General features: G+C 40.4%; 18 protein-coding genes. 4 read left to right on the top strand and 14 right to left on the bottom strand.

Annotation, left to right across the window (positions count from 1 at the left end; all coding sequences use genetic code 11):
* Positions 1-7 precede the first annotated feature (7 nt).
* Complete coding sequence (locus CDC37_RS07650) at positions 8-1,216, bottom strand: response regulator (protein WP_231943293.1); 1,209 nt, start codon at positions 1,214-1,216, stop codon at positions 8-10.
* Between the two features lie 319 nt (positions 1,217-1,535).
* Positions 1,536-1,691 (bottom strand): hypothetical protein, encoded by a 156-nt coding sequence (locus tag CDC37_RS24075; protein ID WP_157780675.1) that lies wholly within the window; start codon positions 1,689-1,691, stop codon positions 1,536-1,538.
* Between the two features lie 748 nt (positions 1,692-2,439).
* Between CDC37_RS24075 and CDC37_RS07645 the strand changes: the two genes are divergently transcribed.
* Positions 2,440-3,048, top strand: a complete 609-nt coding sequence (locus CDC37_RS07645) for a HEAT repeat domain-containing protein (RefSeq protein ID WP_096621221.1) — start codon at positions 2,440-2,442, stop codon at positions 3,046-3,048.
* Positions 3,049-3,320: 272 nt separating this feature from the next.
* On the opposite strand, the gene CDC37_RS07640 is transcribed toward CDC37_RS07645, so the two are convergent.
* From CDC37_RS07640 to CDC37_RS07595, 10 genes are all read right to left on the bottom strand, one after another.
* Positions 3,321-4,847 carry a flavin-containing monooxygenase gene (locus CDC37_RS07640; RefSeq protein WP_096621220.1) on the bottom strand — a complete coding sequence of 509 codons (1,527 nt, stop codon included), beginning with the start codon at positions 4,845-4,847 and terminating at the stop codon, positions 3,321-3,323.
* Between the two features lie 263 nt (positions 4,848-5,110).
* Positions 5,111-5,902, bottom strand: a complete 792-nt coding sequence (gene psb32, locus CDC37_RS07635; RefSeq protein WP_096621219.1) for a photosystem II repair protein Psb32 — start codon at positions 5,900-5,902, stop codon at positions 5,111-5,113.
* A 263-nt stretch (positions 5,903-6,165) separates the two neighbouring features.
* Positions 6,166-6,945, bottom strand: a complete 780-nt coding sequence (locus CDC37_RS07630) for a GDSL-type esterase/lipase family protein (RefSeq protein WP_096621218.1) — start codon at positions 6,943-6,945, stop codon at positions 6,166-6,168.
* A 161-nt stretch (positions 6,946-7,106) separates the two neighbouring features.
* A complete protein-coding gene (gene pth, locus CDC37_RS07625; protein WP_096621217.1) occupies positions 7,107-7,739 on the bottom strand; it encodes an aminoacyl-tRNA hydrolase in 633 nt (210 codons plus the stop codon).
* A gap of 215 nt (positions 7,740-7,954) precedes the next feature.
* Positions 7,955-8,236, bottom strand: a complete 282-nt coding sequence (locus CDC37_RS07620; RefSeq protein ID WP_096621216.1) for a TatA/E family twin arginine-targeting protein translocase — start codon at positions 8,234-8,236, stop codon at positions 7,955-7,957.
* A gap of 131 nt (positions 8,237-8,367) precedes the next feature.
* Complete coding sequence (locus CDC37_RS07615) at positions 8,368-8,829, bottom strand: divergent PAP2 family protein (RefSeq protein WP_096621215.1); 462 nt, start codon at positions 8,827-8,829, stop codon at positions 8,368-8,370.
* Between the two features lie 150 nt (positions 8,830-8,979).
* Positions 8,980-9,906, bottom strand: a complete 927-nt coding sequence (gene crtE / locus CDC37_RS07610; protein WP_096621214.1) for a geranylgeranyl diphosphate synthase CrtE — start codon at positions 9,904-9,906, stop codon at positions 8,980-8,982.
* A 213-nt stretch (positions 9,907-10,119) separates the two neighbouring features.
* The gene (gene folD / locus CDC37_RS07605) at positions 10,120-10,992 is read right to left on the bottom strand and encodes a bifunctional methylenetetrahydrofolate dehydrogenase/methenyltetrahydrofolate cyclohydrolase FolD (protein ID WP_096621213.1); all 873 of its coding nucleotides are present in this window, start codon (positions 10,990-10,992) and stop codon (positions 10,120-10,122) included.
* A gap of 344 nt (positions 10,993-11,336) precedes the next feature.
* Positions 11,337-12,695, bottom strand: a complete 1,359-nt coding sequence (locus tag CDC37_RS07600; RefSeq protein ID WP_096620005.1) for an IS4 family transposase — start codon at positions 12,693-12,695, stop codon at positions 11,337-11,339.
* 413 nt (positions 12,696-13,108) lie between these two features.
* Positions 13,109-14,857, bottom strand: coding sequence for an ATP-binding protein (locus CDC37_RS07595; protein WP_172892767.1), 1,749 nt, complete (start codon positions 14,855-14,857; stop codon positions 13,109-13,111).
* Positions 14,858-15,274: 417 nt separating this feature from the next.
* On the opposite strand from CDC37_RS07595, the gene tftA reads away from it, so the two are divergent.
* On the top strand, positions 15,275-16,630 hold the full coding sequence (gene tftA / locus CDC37_RS07590; protein ID WP_096621211.1) for a hormogonium tapered terminus morphoprotein TftA: 1,356 nt from the start codon (positions 15,275-15,277) through the stop codon (positions 16,628-16,630).
* Between the two features lie 242 nt (positions 16,631-16,872).
* Here tftA and CDC37_RS07585 read toward each other — a convergent pair whose 3' ends face one another.
* Positions 16,873-17,646, bottom strand: a complete 774-nt coding sequence (locus CDC37_RS07585; RefSeq protein WP_096621210.1) for a hypothetical protein — start codon at positions 17,644-17,646, stop codon at positions 16,873-16,875.
* 284 nt (positions 17,647-17,930) lie between these two features.
* Between CDC37_RS07585 and CDC37_RS07580 the strand changes: the two genes are divergently transcribed.
* Complete coding sequence (locus CDC37_RS07580) at positions 17,931-18,122, top strand: hypothetical protein (RefSeq protein WP_197707049.1); 192 nt, start codon at positions 17,931-17,933, stop codon at positions 18,120-18,122.
* Between the two features lie 176 nt (positions 18,123-18,298).
* Here CDC37_RS07580 and CDC37_RS07575 read toward each other — a convergent pair whose 3' ends face one another.
* Positions 18,299-19,960 (bottom strand): iron uptake porin, encoded by a 1,662-nt coding sequence (locus CDC37_RS07575; RefSeq protein WP_096626004.1) that lies wholly within the window; start codon positions 19,958-19,960, stop codon positions 18,299-18,301.
* 428 nt (positions 19,961-20,388) lie between these two features.
* On the opposite strand from CDC37_RS07575, the gene CDC37_RS07570 reads away from it, so the two are divergent.
* Positions 20,389-21,801, top strand: a complete 1,413-nt coding sequence (locus CDC37_RS07570; RefSeq protein ID WP_096621209.1) for a hypothetical protein — start codon at positions 20,389-20,391, stop codon at positions 21,799-21,801.
* Positions 21,802-21,983: the final 182 nt, after the last annotated feature.

Here is a 21,983-nt window from a genome sequence, read left to right as displayed (position 1 = left end):
GCAAAGATTATTTATCTAGTTTGGCTAAATTTTGAAATAATATTTTCAGTAATGCTGCTTTTGAGAAGGGTTTATTTAAATAACCGGAAGCCTTAACTAACTTCGCACGGGCTTTATCAATTAATCCAGTTCTACCTGTCACCATAATAATCGGTGTATTTTGGAATTTAGCATGTTTACGTAATAAAGAACATAACTCATATCCATCTAAATTGGGCATAGAAATATCTAATAAAATCACATCCGGTTGATGTCGTAATATTTCCACTAAAGCCTTCAGGGAGTCATCAATTCCAATCACCTGGAAAATCTGTTCGTCTAAATAACCACGAATCGCTTTCAATATCATTGGGCTATCGTCAATACATAAAATTTTATATAATTTTTTACTTGAATCTGGTTCCCTTTTTGCTTGTTGTTGGGAATCAACGGGAGATGCTTTTAATAACTGTGGAGATGGAGTTTCTGGTGTAAAAGTTGCTGCATTGTCTAGGAATTGTGTCGGAATTGAATTTTCTGGCGTGGGATAATTGGGGATTTTTGTTAAATTCGTTTCCTGGTTAATTGATTTTGCTTCAACCACATTAAACATGAATGTTTCTCGCTGATTTTCTGGGGAGAGACTTAATGTCTTTTCCCTACCTATTTCCCCATCAAACCTATTTAATTTTAATAACCAATTATTTTCTTGAACATACATATCTGCTAAATCCAGATAACAAAATTTTGGCATACTGTTCATCAAAGGATTAGCAATAAACTCCAACTCACATTCTGGAATTTCTAAAAATGAAGTGATTGCCTTTTTAGTAATATCTGTGATTAAATTTTGAACCTCTAGAATTGACAAGTATTTTTGCTCAACCAGCCAACACATTAGTAAATAATGCTGCTCATCAACACCCAAAGCTGATACTTCCCTATCCCCAGATTGATGTTCCAGGAGTTCCGGGACAGTAATCTGAGCCAATTTAGCCTGAATCATGGGATTTTCTGGGGATATCTCTTCAATTTTACGGGCAAATAAATATCCACTCTCAATCCCAGAGAAGCCATAAAACAAATAACCGTCTTCCCAGAAAAAACTCCAGGTATTAGGTGAGCTACTCACTTCCAGTTTACCTGTTTTGTAATTCACCGCAGTTTCCTGAAGTAATGCGATGTTGTCGGACGGGTGTAAAAAAGACTGTTTACCAATGTTTATCGTTTTGACCATTATGCCAATATAATCCCCGCTCTTGATGGATGGGATGTTTTTGTGATTACTCGTATTTTCTATTTATATTATTAGTAATCAGTGTACTATAAAAAGCATGAAAATTGTTTGTCATAGATAAATCTTCGTATAAATTTTTCATGTTTATTTGCCATCATCTCAACTAGAATTTATCAAGCAGTGATTATTTTTTCTGTTTTACTTTTTTCGCTTCATTTGTGTAATTGCTTGATGTATTATTTTTATCTAATCTGTTGTCAAAAGTTACTGCCTTCATTCGGAATCAGACTTCCTTGATTTCCAGTCAAAACCAGAAACTCTATCCATAATCCCGATTCTCTCTACCGATTGCAGCCAAAGAATTAATTAACACAAGTCCGTTTGCCGGACAGCGATCGCTAACACTCAAGTACTTAGTCGCAATTAAAACTTGTACATGGATGAATGAGCAAACTGGACTAATATTGGTTTCCAAAGTATTCTCTTTGTAGTAATATTTTTCCCTTATATTGATGAATGTTTTCCCATCACCAGGTTAAATCGGTAGCTCTCATCAACTAAAGTAATACCCTAAGAGGATGTTTTAAAAGTCGATTTTAATACTTGAATTATCGTTTTTGGGAATGGGAAGAGACCCGACGTGTCGCGTCTGTACTCTCGAAGGAAAAATCAGCTTTATTTTCTGGAATGCAGGGAGTGCATAGAAATAGGGGTTAATCAACAACTGGCGAATTATAGCGATAAACTTGGGATTTAAGTTCGGGCGTACTAATTGTATTACAAAGCTTACCAATTAGTGAAGCGATACGAGGTTTCATCAAGGTTTGGCAGGAATCTGAAGCAGAAGACTGGATTCATCGTATTGCCTATTTACCACTCTAAATGTGGTGACGAAAGCCGGATAACTTTTGGAATGATGCTGGAATTTATCAAAATTAGTAAATATACAACTTAAATGCACAACCTGGATTTCTCACGAGTAAGTTGTAAGCCTTGAGTAACGAATTAATTTTGCTTCTACGGACTATCCCTACTCCCTAATTCCCTGTGAGTTTTAGGGTTTTGTGAGAAATGCAGGACAACAACTGAACATACCCTAATCCCAATTTACGCGATCGCATTTGATGAAATTTTCCCACAAAATTGACCAAGTATTTACACATTTCCTGTACTCTAACGACAGATAAACATTTTTCCCTTAACAAAATTCATTCCATCAAACTATGGATGCACTCTTTGAACAACTAAAACACCCCAATCCCAATTTACGCGATCGCGCCATGTTAGAAATCGCTGCACAAAGGGATGAAAACACTATCCCTCGCTTGATTAGCATCCTAGACGACGAAGATGTAGTCTATCGTCGAGCTGCGGTGCAAGCACTAGGTGTAATTGGTACCGATTCTATCCCCCCTCTAGAAAATTTATTACTCCATAGTGACAATCCCACAGTTCGCGCTAGCTGCGCTAAAGTCATGGCTCAAGTTGCTGTTAACCATCCCGATGCATCTTTCCCCTCCACCGGAATTACAGCCCTACAACAAGCCACCAACGACCCCAACCCAGTTGTCCATATCGCTGCGGTTATGGCTCTAGGTGAAATCGGTTCTCCAGCTTTCGATGTTTTAGTTGATACCCTGAAAACCACGGAAAATGTCACCGTTGCCGTTGCGATTGTAAATGCATTGGGTGATTCCGGCAATCCCCAAGCGGTAGAAATTTTAACCCAACTAAGTCAAGATGAAACAATTGATGAGTACATCCGCGAATCCGCCATCAGTGCCTTACCCAGATTAGACCAGGTAATTAACTATAAAAACCGCACCTGGTGATTCTTCCCAACTAAAGCAATTTACCCTATGTCCCTTCAGGACGTTAAGTAGGTAGGTACAATTAAACATAAAACCGCAACGTGACCGTTCATTCGGCGTACAGACGCGATATATCGCGTCTCTCCCTACTCCCTGTACAGACAACCCGACGGGTCGTCTCTACTCCCTAATCTCAATGACAATTTTACCACCCACTCACTTACCCACCATCAATCGCTACGCAATATGATGGGGGTTCCCCCAATGAGTCTATCTCCGTATGAGTACTCACATTAATTTAAAGACACCAATTTTTTCATGCTTTCATGTTCTTTTTCTGTACGTCTTTTAGATTGGATTTGTTGACGAACTTCGTTGTATATTGTTGGGTCAAGGGGTTGCATAACTTGTGTGATACTCTTCCACAAATCCTTCTTTGTATCTACACCCATATCTTCTAGTAGTGTTTCCACATGACGTAAACTGAAAGGAGAAATACAAGCTCCACTTGCATCATTTGTTTTATTTAATTGCTTTTGCATCCACACATAGTCAGCCTGAATTTCTGCCTCCATTTCCGACTGACTTGGTAACTTCACATAACCTTCAATATAATCCAATAACCACCAAGCTCCCACTTCAGAAGTTAACTGAGAAAAGAAACTAGTGTTATAACCAACAAAACCCAGGTGAGGAATTTCAGGATGAATCAAATGACGGTAAAGCTGAAAATGTCCTTGATTATTTAATATTTTCTGGCGATATTTTTCTGGTAAGAACGAAATATCTTGACGAAAACCTGTACCAAAAATAACTATATCAGCCTTTATCTTCTCTCCATTTTCTAACTCTACGCCTTCTGAAGTATAACGGGTAATTTTTGTTTTGTGAGCAATGATTTTCCCTGTTCGTACATATTCAAAAAAATTATCTCCCGCAATTCCCGAAGAACAATCAACCGCATTTAATGGTAAATTCGGCAGCATATTGCATTCATCTAGCCGCAACTGTTGACGGATAACCATTTCATTGGTTCGCCAAAAAGCCCAAACTATAGGTTTACCAATTGTATGTAATAGTTTCTCTCCACCGCGTAATTCTCGGTAGGGTAGCCATGACTCAGAAAAGCGGGTTAATAAAATATTTTTAATATTAATTTTCCCGAGTAAATATTTCGGTAATCTCCAAATAGCTTGACGATATACTAAATCACATTTACTGGCATTTTCGGCAGCAATACTAGCGATATCCGAAGCAGACTTACCAAATCCTACTACTATTACTCGTTTATTTTTTATTTTCTCAATTTGATTAAATTCGGTAGAATGAATTACCTGTCCACCAGCATTAGTAAATTCATCTATTCCGGGAATTTGAGGTATTTTCGGAACATTATATAGACCATTACAAACTAAAACAAAATCGAATTCATATATTTTTTCCTGTCCTCCGGTATTGACTCTCACTTTCCAGTTTCCAGAACTCTCTAACGATTCATCAGATATGTGTATAACTTCTGTATTGAAAAGGATATGTTCTGTAACACCAAAATCATCTGCATAGGATTGCAAATACTGACGCATTTGTGCTGCTGTTGGCCATTCCGCAAATGTTTGTGGCATGGGATAATCACTAAAACAAAAGGTATCTCGGTTATTTTGGGTCGTTAAACCTGGATAAGTGCGGGATTTCTCCCAGACTCCACCTAAATTTGCCAGCTTTTCAAAAACAGTCACTTTGTATCCTGCTTGTAAAAAAGTTTTGGCTGCAACTAAACCACTAATTCCAGCACCAATAATACCAATTGTTTGCACTTTCATTGGATGTAGAGATATTTAGAGAAGGGGTTTGAGGAAAAATATACTAAATTTAATCCAATCTAAAAATCGGTTTGACTTCAGTATTAATGCTTAGTATACAGTGTTTTTTATATTTTTTTAAAATTTATTTGCAGATTTTATAAATCAAGATCGAATTTTCTCAATTTTTATGCAACTCGATAGCCTTGTATCTTTATATGCTGGGGTAAGTAAGGGAGTACCCACATTTCATCAGTATTTCGTGGGTAACTCCTGTTAAAGTTTTACTGACTATTGGGTGCAAATACTAGATAGATATAATAGGTTGCCATCGGGATAATGGTAGCAGCAATGAGTAATCCGACTACCCAAGCTGTGGAGTTACCTCTTTTTTCCTTGCTTTCCTCCGCACTCATGTAAGTACCTTCCACTTGGATGTCGTCTTTAACCTGTGGAGGACCGGGGTCTTCTTGACCAGATAGTACTGCAACTAGGCGATCGCTTGCGTCTAAAAATGCTTGATTGTATTTATCTCCGTCTCGTAGGGGGACTAGCAGGGTTTCATTGGCAACACTTGCAGCAATTTCGTCTGTGAGCAAGGATTTTACCCCTTCTCCTGCAACGATGGCTGAGTTATTGGTGACAGTATCCAACATGAGGATAACTTGATTGGCTTGTGCTTGTTCGTCGGCAAACCACTGTTTAAACAAGGCTTTGGTGAAGCTTTCTGCTGTTTCCCCGTAATCTAAGCGATGTACAGTGACAAATCTGACTTGATTACCAGTTTTTGCTGCTAAATCAGCCAAGGCGCTACTAATTTTACCCTCATTAATGCGGCTAATTACTTCTCCTTCATCCACAACCCAGGTATCCGGTGTTAGGGGGGGAATTTCATAGACACCCGTTGCAAATGCTGGTGCTACAAACAGGGATAGGGCCATTATACCAGTAATAATGGCACTCAAAAAAATTTGTTGCCACGGACGAAATTTGGCACCCAAGGTATTTGGCTGTAAATTTCCTTGATGTTCGCAAACCTGCTGTGTGCGGCTTTTCTTGTGGAGGAACGGTTTCATTCAATACCCCAATCTATATACAGACTCTCATTCAAAAATACTACAAAATTGCGATTATCAAAGCTTGACACAATCATGAGTATCCCATATTCAGATTTGGAGCAAATCTCTAAAATGTTTTAGGGAGTTGGGTGTCGGGAGTAGTGGTCTGTCCCATTAATTTTGATGGGTGAGGAAAGGCGTATAGTAGCACTTTAGCGCCCTTATGTTAACACTTTTTCGTGGCTTCCTCATCACTATGGGATAGACCAGTAGAGGAAAAATTAACCTGATGGATTCTGTATTCTCTGTTTCAGTATCCCAGCCCAAATTTTATATCCTTCGCCGTTGAGATGGATACCATCGGTGGTACATTCTGGGAGTAGTTGGTGGTGTTCGTCGGCTAGATGGGAATAAATGTCAAGGTATTCACATTGAAATTCCTGGGCGATCGCTTGGATGTTTTGGTTGAGGGTGAGAATATCCTGACTAACCTGTGGACGGGGACGAGTACGCAAGAATGTTGCAAGGGTGGTGTTCACGGGGATAATACTTTGCAAAAATATTTCTGTTGATGGTAGTTGGGTGGTTATGGTTTGGATGAGTTGTCGATAATCCTGGGTTATCTGGGTTAATGATTTATTGGTGTTTACTAAGTCATTTACTCCAATCATCAGAAATAATTGCTGAGGTTGGATTTTAATAATTGCTGATATTCTTTTCCAGACTCTGATGGTGGTATCTCCGGAAATCCCACGATTAATCACATGGGGATTTGCTAATAATTCAACCCATTCCCCTTCATCGGTAAGACTATCACCTAATAAAACTATCTTTTGATGATGGGGGTTGGCAAGAATTTCAAATTGATGACTTTTATGGATGTAATAGGGTGTGAAAGTATTGTCGTAATTTAGCTGTTGATGGTTGCTGAAGTTCCAGATTTTTTGAGTGAGGTATTTCCAGCCTCCTTTACTTATTAGTAAAGTTAATAAAATCAAGCTGAAAATCAGATTTAATGCTAAGGAACTGTAAATAATAATATTAATAATATTTGTAGACATCGGATAAGTAATTTGTAATTCGTAATACCCGCTACGCGGGAAGCAAGCTACGTAATAGCCTGCGGCAAGCCGCTTCGCGTCTACGTAATAGCCGGTGGCAACGCTTTGCGTACGTAATACCCGCTACGCGTCTACGTAATTTGTAATTAACCTGTTGCTTTTTAACTATCCTGATTGAGGGAAATTACTTTACTATTACAGCGATTCATCGCCATTTCCACACCTTGCTTTAAACACAGTTCCGTACACTCTACGACAAAACCTAATACTTCCTTCATCAAGTTGGCTTCTTCTTGAGAAAATTTCCCAAGCACATGGGAAACAGTTCCACTATCCCCATCCTTTTTTGGTTTGCCAATCCCGATTCGTAAGCGGGGAAAATTATCACTGTGCAAATGAGCGATCGCGCTTTTCATCCCGTTGTGTCCACCCGCAGAACCAGAAAGACGTAACCTGGTTTTGCCAATCGGTAAATCCATATCGTCGTAAATGACTAATACCGATTCTGGTAAAATTTTATACCACTGGGTAACAGCTACTATGGACTGTCCGGAACGATTCATGTAGGTCAATGGTTTAAGTAGGCGAATTTTTTCACCATTGATTGCCATTCCCTCACCAAATTCGCCTTGAAATTTGCGGTTTTCGGTTAGTGAAATTCCCCAGGTTTTAGCCAAAGCATCAATAGCTGCAAAACCTATATTATGACGGGTATCGTCGTATTTTGGTTCTGGATTACCTAAACCAACTATTAACTGAGGTATAACTAACTTTTTTTCCGTTGCTTGAGACATCAAAGTCTTGTTTTATATAAATTTAAGTGCGTAAGTCCTAAAAATAAATATAAGGCTTACAGCGTTTCGCTTTGGAGTTGATGCATTTTGGGGAGCAGGGAATTCGGGGGAAGAAAATGTGTGAAAATTTGAGTGAAATAGTATTAAATCAAATTAAAAAAATGGGAATATTCGGAGTGAAACTGTTGCCCATTCCCTATTCCCTATTACTGCCACTATGAAACTTTCTCCGTTTCACTCACTTCTGTTTTTACCTCTTCTGTAGTGGCGGGAGAAATTTGCTTGGGTTCAATTTCTGCAGTTGTTTTCACTGATTCTTGAATTTGATTTGCTTCCCGTTGAAATTCTTCTTGAAACTCCCTTGATGCTTCTTGAAAACCGCGAATCGCTTTCCCTAAACTACGTCCAATTTCTGGTAGTTTCTTCGGTCCAAATACTAATAACGCCACTACCATAATTAGGGCCATTTCTGGCAAGCCGATACCAAAGACATTCATCACCTTCTCCGAATTTTAGATTTTGGATTTTTAGTGCTGCTGCATCTTGTCATATTTATACACTTGTTTCGTAGAAATCAGTGACTTTTTTTGATGAAAAATTTACAGCCTGTACACAACCAGCTACAGGTTTAAAAAACATAGGCAGAGCGAGCAAGCCAAGAAATCATTACTCCTAATGCCGAACCTGCTATGACCTGTACGGGGGTGTGCCCAAGTAACTCCTTCAGTTTGTCTTGGCTAAACTCGTGTTTATCATCAAATAGTTCATCCATCATTTGATTCAGGATACGGGCTTGTTTCCCTGCGGCTTGACGGACTCCAGCAGCATCATACATGACAATAATAGCAAATACCATTGCCAAGGCAAAATCTGGTGTTTGCCAACCAATGGTTTGTCCAACTCCAGCCGCTAATGCTGTCACCAAAGCCGAGTGAGCGCTAGGCATTCCTCCGGTCGTTACCAGCACACGGATATCGAGTTTACGATTTTTGATGATCTCCACAATCAATTTAATTGCTTGGGCAATGATACAAGCTACCAGGGCAACCAGCAGCACCCGGTTTTGGAAGATGTCGCCTATGTCCTGCATGGTTTTTCGGAAATAAAGTGAATAAATATTACCAGTGGTTGAGGTTTAAATAAAGTATGGGATGCAACCTTGTATTCCAACTTTACCGTGTTATGGTTTTTTACTCAAATGTGAGGATGGGCTGATTTTAGGGGTGTGTTTGGGTTGAGGTTAATTACTGCGATTGGTGATAAAGTGGGCGATCGCAATTAATGGTTGAGCTGCTTCACCGTAGGGTTGGAGTTCCTGACAAGCTGCTGCTATCAACTCTTCGGCTTGTTGACGGGATTTTTCAATTCCCCATAAACTGGGATAGGTGACTTTTTGCGCGGCGATGTCTTTACCAACGCTTTTACCTAGTTCCTCTTGGGTAGCTGTAATATCTAAAATATCATCGATAATTTGGAAGGCTAAACCGATATTTTGGGAATAACGTGATAGACGTTCGATGTCTTCCTCTGATGCTCCCGCTAAAATTCCGCCGCACACCACACAGGCTTCTAATAAAGCGGCTGTTTTATGATTGTGGATATAGTTTAATGTCTCTAAACTGGTATCAGTTTTACCTTCGCATTCCAAATCCACCACCTGTCCACCGACTAACCCTTCTGCTCCTACTGCCTTAGCTAGTTTGGCTACAACTTTTAACAACCGTTCCGCCGGTACGTTTTTAGTTTGTGTAACAGGATACTCAAAGGCATAGGTCAGTAATCCATCTCCCGCAAGAATGGCAATATCTTCCCCGTAGACTTTATGGTTGGTCAATTTGCCGCGACGATAATCATCGTTATCCATTGCTGGTAAATCGTCGTGAATTAGGGACATGGTATGAATCATTTCTAATGCACACGCGGTCGGCATTGCCATTTCGATTGTTCCACCCATCATTTCACAGGTAGCCAAGCACAAAATGGGTCGTAACCGCTTTCCCCCCGCTAACAGGGAATATCGCATGGATTCGTAGATTTTTTCTGGGTATTGCACGGGTAGCGATGCATCTAAAGCCGCTTCACATAGAGCTTTTCGCTCTTTCAAATAACCTTTGAGGTCGAATTTAGTTAAGGTTTGGTTGGTTTGGATATTCTCCGCTGCTACCATGCTGAAAATCCTTATTTTTTTAAGTTATTTTTGGTGACAAATTTCGAGGTGTTTTGTTGATTTTAAGATTTGTTTGGTTATAAGAGCAGTTCCGGAAAAATCCATGATTTATACCCGTATTTTTTCTGAGCTAACCAGTCACAATACTAACTGAAAACAGTAAACATAAATTTCCAGCAGTAACTCACAACCCACACCACAAATCAAGAAAATCTAAACTTTTTGGAGATAGCTATCAACAGTATTCTGTAATAGAATCGCCACGGTCATTGGACCAACACCACCGGGAACAGGAGTAATATACCCAGCTACCCGACAAACACTCTCAAAATCGACATCGCCGACAAGTAGGGCATTCCCACTAGCATCAACAATACGATTTATTCCCACATCTACCACAACCGCGCCCGGTTTTACCATTTGTGAAGAAATTAATTGCGATCGCCCAACTGCGGCAATCAAAATATCAGCTGTTTGGGTAATTTGGCTCAGATTGACGGTTTGAGAGTGAGCAACAGTTACCGTCGCATTTTCTGCCAATAACATCATGGCTACAGGTTTACCCACCAAAATACTCCGACCTACTACCACCGCATGTTTGCCGGCAATCGGTATATTATACTCGTGCAACAATCGCATGACACCAGCAGGTGTGCAACTGCGTAAACCCGGTTCTCCCCGCACTAAATGACCTAAATTCATCGGATGCAATCCATCGGCATCTTTTTCGGGCAAAATTTGATGTAGTAAAGCCACACTATCCAGATGATTAGGCAATGGTAACTGAACCAGGATGCCATCAACTCGCTCATCTTGGTTGAGTTCGGCGATCGCATCACTCAATTCCTCAAAGCTGGTTTCGGTGGGAAAATGTTTACCGAAGGAACTAATCCCAATTTTGGCACAAGCACGTTCCTTTCCACGCACATAAGCTGCTGAAGCTGGATTATCCCCCACCATCAGCACAGCTAACCCTGGAGGTCTACCAATTTTGTCCTTGGCTTGGGAAATTTTGTAGACTAATTCTTCATGAATTTTGGCAGCTAAAGCTTTACCATCCAGAATTTTTGCTGTAGGTGCATTCATCGTAATCGGTAAGTATGGGTGGAAAAAGTTTGGTCGTCAGGTAGAGACGTAACATGTTACGTCTCTAATAATTGGGGAAAAACATGTTACGTCTCTAAATAATTGGGGAAAAACACGTTACGTCTCTAATGATTAGGGAAAAACATGTTACGTCTCTAATGATTAGGGAAAAATTATTTTACGGATTCTAGTGTACATCACAACGGCAGCTATTCCCGATTTCCTCCCTTGTAAACCTATCCATTAGTCACATCTTTCTTAACAAAGTCTGAAAAGCGATTATAGAAATGATTTCAGTAGAGGGATTAAGCATTAAGATTAGACAAAACTCAGAAAGTATGCATTTAGATTTGATGGGCTAGCTTCCAAGTTACGGCGATATCGTGCAATCGTCGTAACCCTCTCCAAATCGTCTTGACTCCAGGTTCCCCATCACCTTTACGACCCAGAAAACCACCTAGTCGAGCAATCATTCGTACAGCTTCTCTTAATGTTGGTGGCTGATCTGGTGGAATTGGGTTTTTGTTCACACTTACACATAAAGATTGCCATTCAACTGTAGTTAAAACCGTTTCACAACTTTGTTCTGGATTATCCCTTGCTTGGTAAGTTAACCATAATAATCGCCATGCCACAATCGAATATGTCGCTAATGCCATTGATAGGCGTTTTCCTGTCTCCAGTTGTAATTCCTCGATTCGACAACCGCTTTTCAATGTATAGTGATAACGCTCGATTAACCAACGATATGTATACCATTCAACACATTTTACCGCATCTTCAAGGCTATTAATTTCCAATGTCGTTAACAATAACCAACTGATTGGTTTTATCTCCGATGGTGGACTCTTTTCTTCTGCTAATATCACCTGTAGTTTTACTGGTTTACAAAGCGAACGCCCGAGCTTATTTTTTGGTACTTCTATTTCAACTGTTTCGTATCTAATTGTTAGTTTTGCTATCCTTTCTGGTCTTTCTGGATTTCTTCTTACCTTGACTTCTACTTCTCCCTGAGTTGGACTTGACCTGATCGCCTCATGTAGATAATTCGCTGTATGGCTAACTTTTCTATTATGAGTTCCTCTGATTAGTAAGTGGCTATTTTCTGGTCTTTCCTGATTAAATAAATCAAATATATCTGCTTCTGAGTCTGCTACTGTTATGATTTTTATCTTTTCTGGTAGTAATTTATTTGTTCTCTCTAGCCCTTCCAACCATCTTTGGCTTTCTTTTTCTTCTGTTTGTCTTTTTCTACGTGTTTTTGCTATTCCTAAATCTTCGATATTTCTTGACCATACTTGTTGGTCTATTACTCCCAGTGGAACTCCTTTTATGCTTGATAATAACGTTGAATGTACTTTTAATCCTAAACTTTTTCTCTGGTCTAGATATCCAATTCCTTCTGTTGCTGGATGACTTGTTACATCCATATTTGTTGTGTCTTGTATTGCTAATACTATCTCGTGTTCTTTTGCCCTTTCGATTGTACTTTTGATATGTCCATTGCTTATATCTGATGGTTTTATATACGGCGAACTCCACAAATCATATGCTGCTGTTGTCGCTGCTACGCTCCCACATGCTTGAGGTACACTCGATGTTGGTTGTGCTGCTAAATCTTCTACCATCTTTATCAAACGCTTGTTTCGCCGTTTATCTCCCAAATCCAAGTGCTTCAATTCCCTTGCTGCCCATTTTTCCATTTTTTACACCCTATCTTTCCTCTCTCAAAACTATACCTATCAAGCCTTTCGTCTTCTTTTAAGTATTTTTACTTTTTGTTAAGAAAGATCCGGGTAATGGATAGGGAGTTGGAGGGGTGGGAGGCTCCCAGCCCAGAGGAGTCTCCTCTTATGAGGGGAAATAATTGATTGGAAACTCCACTGTGCCAAATGTTTGGCACAGTTACTTGGGGACGTCTCCTCTTATGAGGGGAAATAATTGATTGGAAACCAACGTTAATATTGCTTTAAGACAGATAGCACTGTTAATAGGTCTCCTCTTATGAGGGGAAATAATTGATTGGAAACTCATCAGCCAGCCCAGATGAGTCAGCTGATGAACGGTTCTAGGGGTCTCCTCTTATGAGGGGAAATAATTGATTGGAAACTGGAAACTAATTATTGATTACCATCGGATTTAAATGAGCAGGGTATTCACCACATACATCAACGGGTAAATAAACGTGGAAACAAGTACCTTTACCAATCTGGGTTTCCACATCAATTATGCCACCGTGATTTTGAATAATTAGCTGTGCGGAGTAAAGTCCTAAACCGCTACCCCGATTAGCTTGCTTAGTGGTAAAAAAAGGTTCAAAAATGCGATCGCGTATTTGTGGTGTCATTCCGATTCCGCTATCTTTGACGGTAATAACGAGATAGGTACCTGGTTTAATGGATATTTGTGGTTTGTAGCAACTGACTTCTACTATTTGTGCTGCTAATTCAATTGTACCTCCTTCTGGCATTGCGTCTCTGGCATTAATAACTAGATTCATTAGCACTTGGTAAAGTTGGGTGTTATTTCCATGTATAGTTGGCAAATTTTTGGCGATGTGACTATGAAAACAAATACATTTAGGAAATGTTTCGTGAATAAATTCTTCCACATCTGCAAGGGTGGTATAAATATCAATCTGACTTAATTGGGATTCAATCCCCCGTGCTAAGGATAAAACCTGTTTAACTAAATTTGCTCCTCGTTTCACATTCTTTTCTAGGGTTTTTAATAACTTTTGATGTTCCGGATCACCCAATTTCATTTCTAATAATTGAACAGATAATAAAATTGGCGATAAAATATTATTTAAATCGTGGGCGACTCCCCCTGCCAAAGTTCCCATCATTTCCAATCTTTGGGAACGCAACATAATCCTTTCTAAACGTTTTTGTTCTGTTATTTCCCGATTCGTCACCAATACAGATAGTGGATTCCCATCTTCGTTGTACAATAATCTCCAAGAACTTTTAACAACAATAATTTCACCCCTAGAGTTAATTTGCTGCATTTCACCTTGCCAACAACCCGTTGCTAAGGTTTTAGACATTGCTTGAGCAGACAAACTTAAATCATGAGGATACAAAAGCTCGACAATACTTGCACCTAAGACCCTCTCCCGTTTCCATCCATATAACCGTTCCGCACCCTGGTTCCACTCACAAATCCGATATTGTAAATCATGAATCAACATCCCCTCACTAGTCATTGCCAACAATATCCCTTGTTGTTGCAATTTCATCTGATGGTGATGATGACGTGACCAAGCCAAATGTAGATGATACAACAATAACCCCACCAAACCCATATTCGCACTCATGGCGATCGCATAGGTGGTTAAACTCAGGTTGAGACCATATCGGGACTTTTGTAAATAGGATTGCGATCGCCTGTGCAAGTTAGCACTGATTCTTTCCAATCCCGTATAAATTTCCTGATTCTGCTGTCCTCCTCCCATTCCCCTGACTCCAGTAGGAAATTGGGACTGGGATAGCTCAATTTCCCGATTCCATCTATCCACTGTTGCTGTTAATTGCTGCTGGAGAGAAACTGTCCCCTCCACCGATTCCCTTTGACGTAAATTATTTAAATTCCTTAGTACCGCTGTCACTGCTTGCTGGTATTTCTCTAAATCCTGTTCACCACCTGTAACTAAATAGGAATGCTGAGTTAGTTCACCTTGTTTGAATGCGGAACGTAAACCTTCTAAATCCGTTAAACCCTGGACTGATTGCTGTAATAATTTCTGATTTTGGCTAATCGCTGTCACCTGAAAATAAAATAAATAAGCATTCAAAATCGTAATAATTACTAATAACAAGAGCGTTATTGGCAATTTACGTAACAACAACAGAACTTTCTTCATGCGTATAAACCCCTGTGGGAGCTTCACAGTCATTCCCGTATTACTCCCGGATGCGTCCATTTTCTCTCGAACAATAGCCAAAAAGCCAAACACTGTTATTCGCGGTTTATTTCAATCACAGAAGGGACAACCACGATAACTATTTTTTGCCAATTAATGCTGTATCGAGCTACTCATTTACCCATCTATTACAGATTTAATTTACTATATCCGCCATCTTTGGCAATTTCCCCAATACTCAATTTTGATTTCCTCTAGTAATTGGTAAAAAAATATACTTTTATTTCGCCACATACATGCATACTTTCCCAGGATGGCTATGATAATCTTGTCGCACAGCAAAAATTTAGTTAAAAAATATTGAATTCAGCACGGAAGGTTGAAGTTAGATATTAATTTTGATGATGAGGTTATAAAATGGGACGTATTTTTATATCAGCTGGACATGGGGGTCGGGAGAGTTGGGGGATTGATCCAGGTACAATTGCGGGGGGAACAACAGAAGCAAGGGAAATGATTCTTCTACGGGATTTAATTGTCACCGAATTACGAACCCGTAATCAGGAAGTTTTGTCTGTCCCCGACGATTTAAGTGCCAGAGGAACCATTGATTGGATTAATTCCCGTTCCCGACCCCGGGATGTCGCCTTGGAAATTCATGCCGATGCAGCACCGAATCCCTCAGTTCGTGGGGCAAGTGTATTTTATATTACCAATAACAACGAACGTCGCCAAAATGCTGAATTACTGTTAACTGCTTTATTAAGGCGTGTTCCCCAACTACCGAACCGTGGTGTGAGACCTGACAGTGAGTCGGGACTAGGAAGTTTAGTATTTTGTCGGCAAGTCCGGGTAGCTTCTTTATACATGCAGGTAGGTTTTCTCACTAGTCCAGAAGACCGAGCGCTGTTGCAAAACCGTCGTCGAGATTTTGCTGGGGGTATTGCCGAGGGTTTGGTAGCTTGGAGTCAGATTGTTGATCCAGATTCGGCTCCTAGTCCCGGTGAAACCGTTTATCCGCAAATTAATATTAATATTAACGGTCAAAATTATCCAGAAAGGGGGATTTTGGTGAATGGCAATGCATATATACCCGTTGATTTAGCTGACCGTTTGCAAATAGATTTATCACGGATACCAACGGTACGCCGAATTACCTATAGACAAGTTGTATATATTAAAGCGATTGAATTACGTGATTTTAATATTTCCGTTGGTTGGGATAGCAATACGCGGACAGTAATTATTAAATCCATACTCACAATTTGCCCTGGACAAATTGACCGTATCATGGGGACTGGTAATACTTCGGAAGTGCAGTTACAAATTTTCCTACGTAATAATAATGAAGCAGCTTTAACCAGATTCCCAGATTTACCAAGATTATATCGAGAAGAAGCAGCTGTGGAAGGGGTAAATCATGATATTGCCTTTTGTCAAATGTGTGTGGAAACCGGATTTCTGCGTTTTGGTGGAGATATTCGTCCAGAGCAAAATAATTTTGCCGGGTTAGGAACAATTGGGGGTGGTGCGGAAGCAGCATCCTTTGAGAGTGCAAGGATTGGGGTCAGAGCGCACATTCAACACCTGAAAGCCTATGCTAGTTTAGAACCCTTAGTTCAGGAAGTTGTAGACCCTCGTTTTCGCTTCGTCACCCGTGGTGTTGCACCCTTAGTCGGTCAACTCTCCGGACGTTGGTCAGCCGATACCCAGTATGGACAAAGAATTATGGCAATGGTGAAACGGTTGTATGAATCAGCGGGTTTACTTTAATTAGGGTCTGCTGTAAAAGTCTGAAGCGTGAGGGTAGGAAACAGGGAGAGACGCGACATGTCGCATCTGTACAGGGAATAGTTTTAAGCATTCTAGTTCCACTTGTAGTCGGCTGTAAAAATTACAAATGCTAGGTTTTTAAGTATGGGTGAGCTTTTCGTCTACATGGTTAATGCTTAAAATTCAACCATCAACAAACCCCAACGGAAAAATATCAGGGTGCGAAGTATAATTGAACTAGCTTATGCTTCCTTAAAAAAACGGATAATTTCCCGGACATGATCGAGGAATTGACCATCGGTAGATAATTGGGCGATCGCTTGCCGATTTTCACGGGATAATTGTTCATGGGCTGTTTCGTTGGTTGCTCGTAGTTGTTCAATTTTGGCTGCGAGTTGGGCTAATTCCCGCCGGGTTTCATTGATATAATCCTTTTGTTTACTAGGGATGGAATCATCAAAATCTGGATTCAGTTGTCTTTGTACCTGTTCAATATTGTTTTCGAGAATCGACACTCGATTTCGCAATTCCACCACGTCTTCACGGGGATAGGTCCATTCACTCTGAATCAAATTTAAGCGTCTGGAGAGATATTCGTAAGCGCTAATTGCTGGTCGCAATCCGGTTAGTAATAAAGCTGCACCGGATGAAATATAACCAACTGCGCTGATACCCGTAACCGCTAGGGTATAGAGTCCAATTGCTGATAGTACATGTAAAACAATGGCAACAATTAGGGAACGTCGAGCAAGTTTTGCCACATAGGCTTTTTGATTTGGATCTACAGCGATACCTCTTTCCTGTGATTGTTCCCCTTCTGCAAATACTGCTTTTGCTTGGAAATGAATATTCCAGGGTACTGTGACAATTACTAATAACCACCAAAAACTCGCACCACCAATCACCCAATCGAGAAAATTACCAGTAGGTATATGTAACCACTGTAATAGACCAAAGGCAACTAAAATTAGTAGGACAATCGATAGACTTGAACCAACAAAGAAGTTTAAATACATATTTGGGATTTGGAATTTTAGATTTTAGATTTTAGATTTTGATAATTTATGCCCCAATTCAACAACGCCATTGATTCTATTTTTATATTTGCGTTAGTTACAATAAAAATGATTACAGTTGTGATGGTTTCATAATTTACACATTGCCCTTACAGGTAAATTACCGATTCAGAATGGGTTGGAAATATTTCAGTATGTGATAGTTACGTAATTGACCTACTATTAGTGTGCAGTAAGCAATTCCCCAAACCCTTACCTACATGGTCGGTGCAAATACATATCCGGTGTTTGCATTGATTACAAGGGGAGAGGAATATTTGTTTGTCAAATGCGATCGCATAGCGACTCCCCCGGAGTATGGCGGTCTTCATGATTCTGTTTATTATGCCCTGTCGGATAAATTTACTCTCAGTACAGCAGAGGGTAATCAATTGTATACAGTTGCACGAATTTTCAAACAATTGGTCAGTGTGTAATACCAATTTAATGTAAAGTTGCACATAATTTGAACCCACTCCTTCACCTACAGAAAGGGAGAAATCTAGTCCCCTCCCCGTAATCGGGGAGATTCCCGGTAGAGACAACCCGACGGGTCGTCTCTACTCCCCAAAAACGATAATTCAAGTATGAAAATCAACCTTTAAAACAACCCTTAAAAGAAAATACTTGTCCGTAATACACCTGTGGTGATTGAATCACTGTTGGGACTATGCCCTGGTTCAATAATGTGAATAATTCCAGGGGTAATACTCATATTATCTGTCACCCGGAAACGGTAAAATGCCTCGATTTGGGTGGTGGTTCCCGGTTGTCCTCCCGCTTCCCCCAATCCGCCATTGATAATATCAGGTATATTATTACCAACTGGCAGACTACTATGGGTAATCTTCGGTGGTTGTCCGATATAAATTCCCCCTAAATTACCTTTTTTAAATAAATCGGGGAAATTCATATATACCATCCAATTGGTTCTTTCTACATTCCCTGATTTACCAGGAATATAGGAATTACTATACCCACCCCATGCACCCAAGGTAAAGCGAGGTGATAATTGCCAGTTAATTGTCGCACCAATTGCGTTGGTTTGTACTGGTTCGCGACGGTTTGTATTCGCATTGACAGCGGTGAGACAATCATCACCTACAAAAGCTAATAAACACCCACCAGAACTGTAATTATTCACATAGTAAATACTCGTATCAATCGTATCCGTTGGTGTTAATAATAACTGAACGGCAGTTGTGGTATTACCATCAAATAAACCTGCTCTAAGTCCCGGATTCCCCGCATTTAAACTAGAATACACCCCTTGCAAACTCGCACGTTTGGCAAACTGCCAATCGAAGGCGATTCCCGCTTGTCCAGTAAAACCGATATTTAAAATCGGATTACGCTGGGATGCAAAGGAGACTGAACCCGTGGCCGCATTCTCAAATCGGTTGGGACCGCGAAATGTAGTAGTCATATTTACCGTTGTACTACCAATTGCGATCGCAAATTTATCAGTTAACAGTCGATGGTAGCGCAGGTCACTTAAAACTAAACTGTTATTAGTGGGATATTCGTAGGCTAATAGACCATCATAATTAACTTCACCGTTAACTTGTTCACCCCATCCGGTTGCTCCATTACCAGCAATTAAACCTGTGACCAGATAATCACGGGGACTAAATTGGGAAGTCAGTAATAATTGATTCAGGTTAACGACATTAATATTGGTCGCTGCATCATCGGTATCCTTTACCCCGTCGCGAGGATTAATATCCCCCCGGTTGGAAAATGTCCCCTGAACACCGACAATGGCAATCCCAAATAACTTGGTAGTGGTGGAAAATTGATTTGCTGCAATTTCCGCAGTCCGAGCTTCTAATCTATCTATCCGTCCCCGTAAGGTTGCCAGTTCTGCACCAAATTCTTCCTGTAATTTTTGTAACTTTGCCAAGTCCTCCCGACTAGCCAAACTCGCAGTTGCTGTATCAATTAACTCATTCACCCGATTTAAACAGGCATTCAATCCAGCTGCAAACTCATAACGGGTCATCCCTCGATTGCCGCGAAATGTACCGTTAGGGTATCCAGCAATACATCCATACCGTTCTACTAAGAATTGCAAAGCTTGGAAAGCCCAATCAGTTGGTTGTACATCACTAAGTTGGGAAACAGATGTCACCTGAGACATAGTTGGGGAATCTGTTTCTGATTTTAATTCCCCAGACAAAAATGAAGGCGAGGAAAGTTGATCAACATTGGTCTCCAGCCAATCTTTCCCAACCTTCCCGCTCGTCTCGTCTTCTTGTACTCTTTGCTTTGTCATGGGAATAGCGGAGACGTTTGGTTGCAAGCTAAGTTCCGCACGGACTTGGCTAGTTAGTCCGCACATGGTTGCAATTAACACGCATCCATTTAAATAGTTCCTTGTCTTGAAACCAAATCGTATGCCGCTCAATTTTCTACACTCTATATTTTCAACACACTCACCTGATGAGTCTATTCAAGAAAATTTCATCCTGACATGCGTAAATACACGTATTTTTGGGTCTAATTAAACATTAAGTATTGTATAGTGGGCAACTACTGAAAAAGATGGGTATAAAAGAGAGTAAAGATTTTCACAAACTCCCTGAACCATACCCGTAAATTTCCCATTGAGAAGATAGGTATGGGGTGAAATTAATCACAAATCCTTGCATTTGACATTCTGTTGCGAGGTCATTTCCCATTAAAAATATAAAATTTCTCATAATGGCAAAACCTGCATCGAAAAAATCGGCTGTAAATACGAGTATTGTTAAGTTTAGCGCCAACAAAGCTCCAAAAAAATCCTCTGTTTCTGGTTGTTTATCCTTCTTGTTTGCGATCGCAATTTTATTTTCCGCGACTGGATTAATAGTAGGCTTAGGTTGGTTGGGTTTTATGTATATTTTTCAACCACACCAAGTGACCTGGATTAATCAACTGTTACCAAATTGGGCCCAGGTTCCTTGGCAGGGAGAACGACCAAAAAGCCTGACAGATATTAACTCGGAACTCCAAAAACAGGGAGAAATCGCTGGTAAATTCATCCCCTTAGCTGAAGACAAGGGCAGATACTTACTACCAATTTATACCCAGCGTCCTAACTGTTCATCTGACTGTCGTGAAATTACGGAATTGAGGTTATATGAAGTGTCTAATGATGCAGAGTTTGAATCCCAACAACAAAAGTACTATTATTTACTCAGCCAAACCAGTATCACCGGTCCCGAAGAATCCTTTGTCCTTGCACCCTTGGCCAATGCAACCAATGAACATCCCGGTTCCAGCATCAATCTACCTTTAACGGAAATCGATCGGTTTTCACCCCGGTCCGCACCTCCTGGCTTTTGGTTCTACTTACATGGCTCCCGTGCAGATGGTATCCATCACCTGACCTACGGACAAATATTTTTCTACAACCCAGAACGCGATCGCCTGCAACAAATGTTAGTGTGGACAAGTCCCCAGGGACAAATTCCCCAATGGCAAGAAATTACGGGTGGGGGAATGCAGGAATTACTAATCAATCAAAGTGTGGGATTAGAGCCACAATTTCGGGTCTTCCAGGTGAAAACAGCAAAGTCGTCAGTTTATCCCACCAGTTTGGAGGAAATTCTCTTACAACCCCCTGCTTGGAATGATAAAGCTTTTACAAATGCGCTTCAGGTTGCTCGCAGTGGTTTGTGGAGTCCTGCGGATAAATGGTTACAGTTTATTCAAAAACAAAAAAAGTCAAAAATTCCCGCACGCGCTCAAGCCCAAATAGCCCTAGTCCGTTTACATGCAGAGCAAACCACAATCCAAGCTGATGCAGATTGGGCTAGTCCTGGTCAAGCGGTGTTAGCCAATTTAATTGACGGACGCTGGGGCAATGCCTTAAGAATTTTACAAAACTCTGGCACAAATGTCAGTGAAATCTCTCGCCTACTCAAAGCTGATGGCGGTCGATTAGGTGATCGAGTCCGAATAGCCTTGGGTATTAACCCCAAACGCAGTGAAGTACAAATTTGGGGAGCATTGATTATTGCCGCTCAAACCAACGAAAAGCGCGCCAACGCTTGGTTACAATCCCAACCCCATGTGACCGAACAAACTCGCAAGGAAGTACAAATTTGGTTGCAGAGATTGCGAGGTGGTTAGGAGGGGAAAGCTGCTGTGATTATTTAATTAAATAATTAAATTGTGTTTGCAAAGGGTTCTAACCTGGTTGAATATCAAAATATAATATTAAACAACTTGGCGATCGCAACGCTAGGAAGTACAAAAATTAAGTGTACTCCTAGAAGAAGGAGTTAATTCCTTCCGACGTTGGTCGCCACAAA

It is taken from the genome of Calothrix sp. NIES-3974 (assembly GCF_002368395.1).
Lineage (GTDB): Bacteria > Cyanobacteriota > Cyanobacteriia > Cyanobacteriales > Nostocaceae > NIES-3974.
Note: the sequence above shows the minus strand (reverse complement) of the source record. Positions and strands in the feature narration are given on the sequence as shown.

What these genes read in the sequence shown, in the direction of transcription:
- CDC37_RS07650 (WP_231943293.1), bottom strand. Translation starts at nt 1,216, where the DNA reads ATGGTCAAAACGATAAACATTGGTAAACAGTCTTTTTTACACCCGTCC.
- CDC37_RS07645 (WP_096621221.1), top strand. Translation starts at nt 2,440, where the DNA reads ATGGATGCACTCTTTGAACAACTAAAACACCCCAATCCCAATTTACGC.
- CDC37_RS07640 (WP_096621220.1), bottom strand. Translation starts at nt 4,847, where the DNA reads ATGAAAGTGCAAACAATTGGTATTATTGGTGCTGGAATTAGTGGTTTA.
- psb32 (WP_096621219.1), bottom strand. Translation starts at nt 5,902, where the DNA reads ATGAAACCGTTCCTCCACAAGAAAAGCCGCACACAGCAGGTTTGCGAA.
- CDC37_RS07630 (WP_096621218.1), bottom strand. Translation starts at nt 6,945, where the DNA reads ATGTCTACAAATATTATTAATATTATTATTTACAGTTCCTTAGCATTA.
- pth (WP_096621217.1), bottom strand. Translation starts at nt 7,739, where the DNA reads ATGTCTCAAGCAACGGAAAAAAAGTTAGTTATACCTCAGTTAATAGTT.
- CDC37_RS07620 (WP_096621216.1), bottom strand. Translation starts at nt 8,236, where the DNA reads ATGAATGTCTTTGGTATCGGCTTGCCAGAAATGGCCCTAATTATGGTA.
- CDC37_RS07615 (WP_096621215.1), bottom strand. Translation starts at nt 8,829, where the DNA reads ATGCAGGACATAGGCGACATCTTCCAAAACCGGGTGCTGCTGGTTGCC.
- crtE (WP_096621214.1), bottom strand. Translation starts at nt 9,906, where the DNA reads ATGGTAGCAGCGGAGAATATCCAAACCAACCAAACCTTAACTAAATTC.
- folD (WP_096621213.1), bottom strand. Translation starts at nt 10,992, where the DNA reads ATGAATGCACCTACAGCAAAAATTCTGGATGGTAAAGCTTTAGCTGCC.
- CDC37_RS07600 (WP_096620005.1), bottom strand. Translation starts at nt 12,695, where the DNA reads ATGGAAAAATGGGCAGCAAGGGAATTGAAGCACTTGGATTTGGGAGAT.
- CDC37_RS07595 (WP_172892767.1), bottom strand. Translation starts at nt 14,857, where the DNA reads ATGAAGAAAGTTCTGTTGTTGTTACGTAAATTGCCAATAACGCTCTTG.
- tftA (WP_096621211.1), top strand. Translation starts at nt 15,275, where the DNA reads ATGGGACGTATTTTTATATCAGCTGGACATGGGGGTCGGGAGAGTTGG.
- CDC37_RS07585 (WP_096621210.1), bottom strand. Translation starts at nt 17,646, where the DNA reads ATGTATTTAAACTTCTTTGTTGGTTCAAGTCTATCGATTGTCCTACTA.
- CDC37_RS07575 (WP_096626004.1), bottom strand. Translation starts at nt 19,960, where the DNA reads ATGACAAAGCAAAGAGTACAAGAAGACGAGACGAGCGGGAAGGTTGGG.
- CDC37_RS07570 (WP_096621209.1), top strand. Translation starts at nt 20,389, where the DNA reads ATGGCAAAACCTGCATCGAAAAAATCGGCTGTAAATACGAGTATTGTT.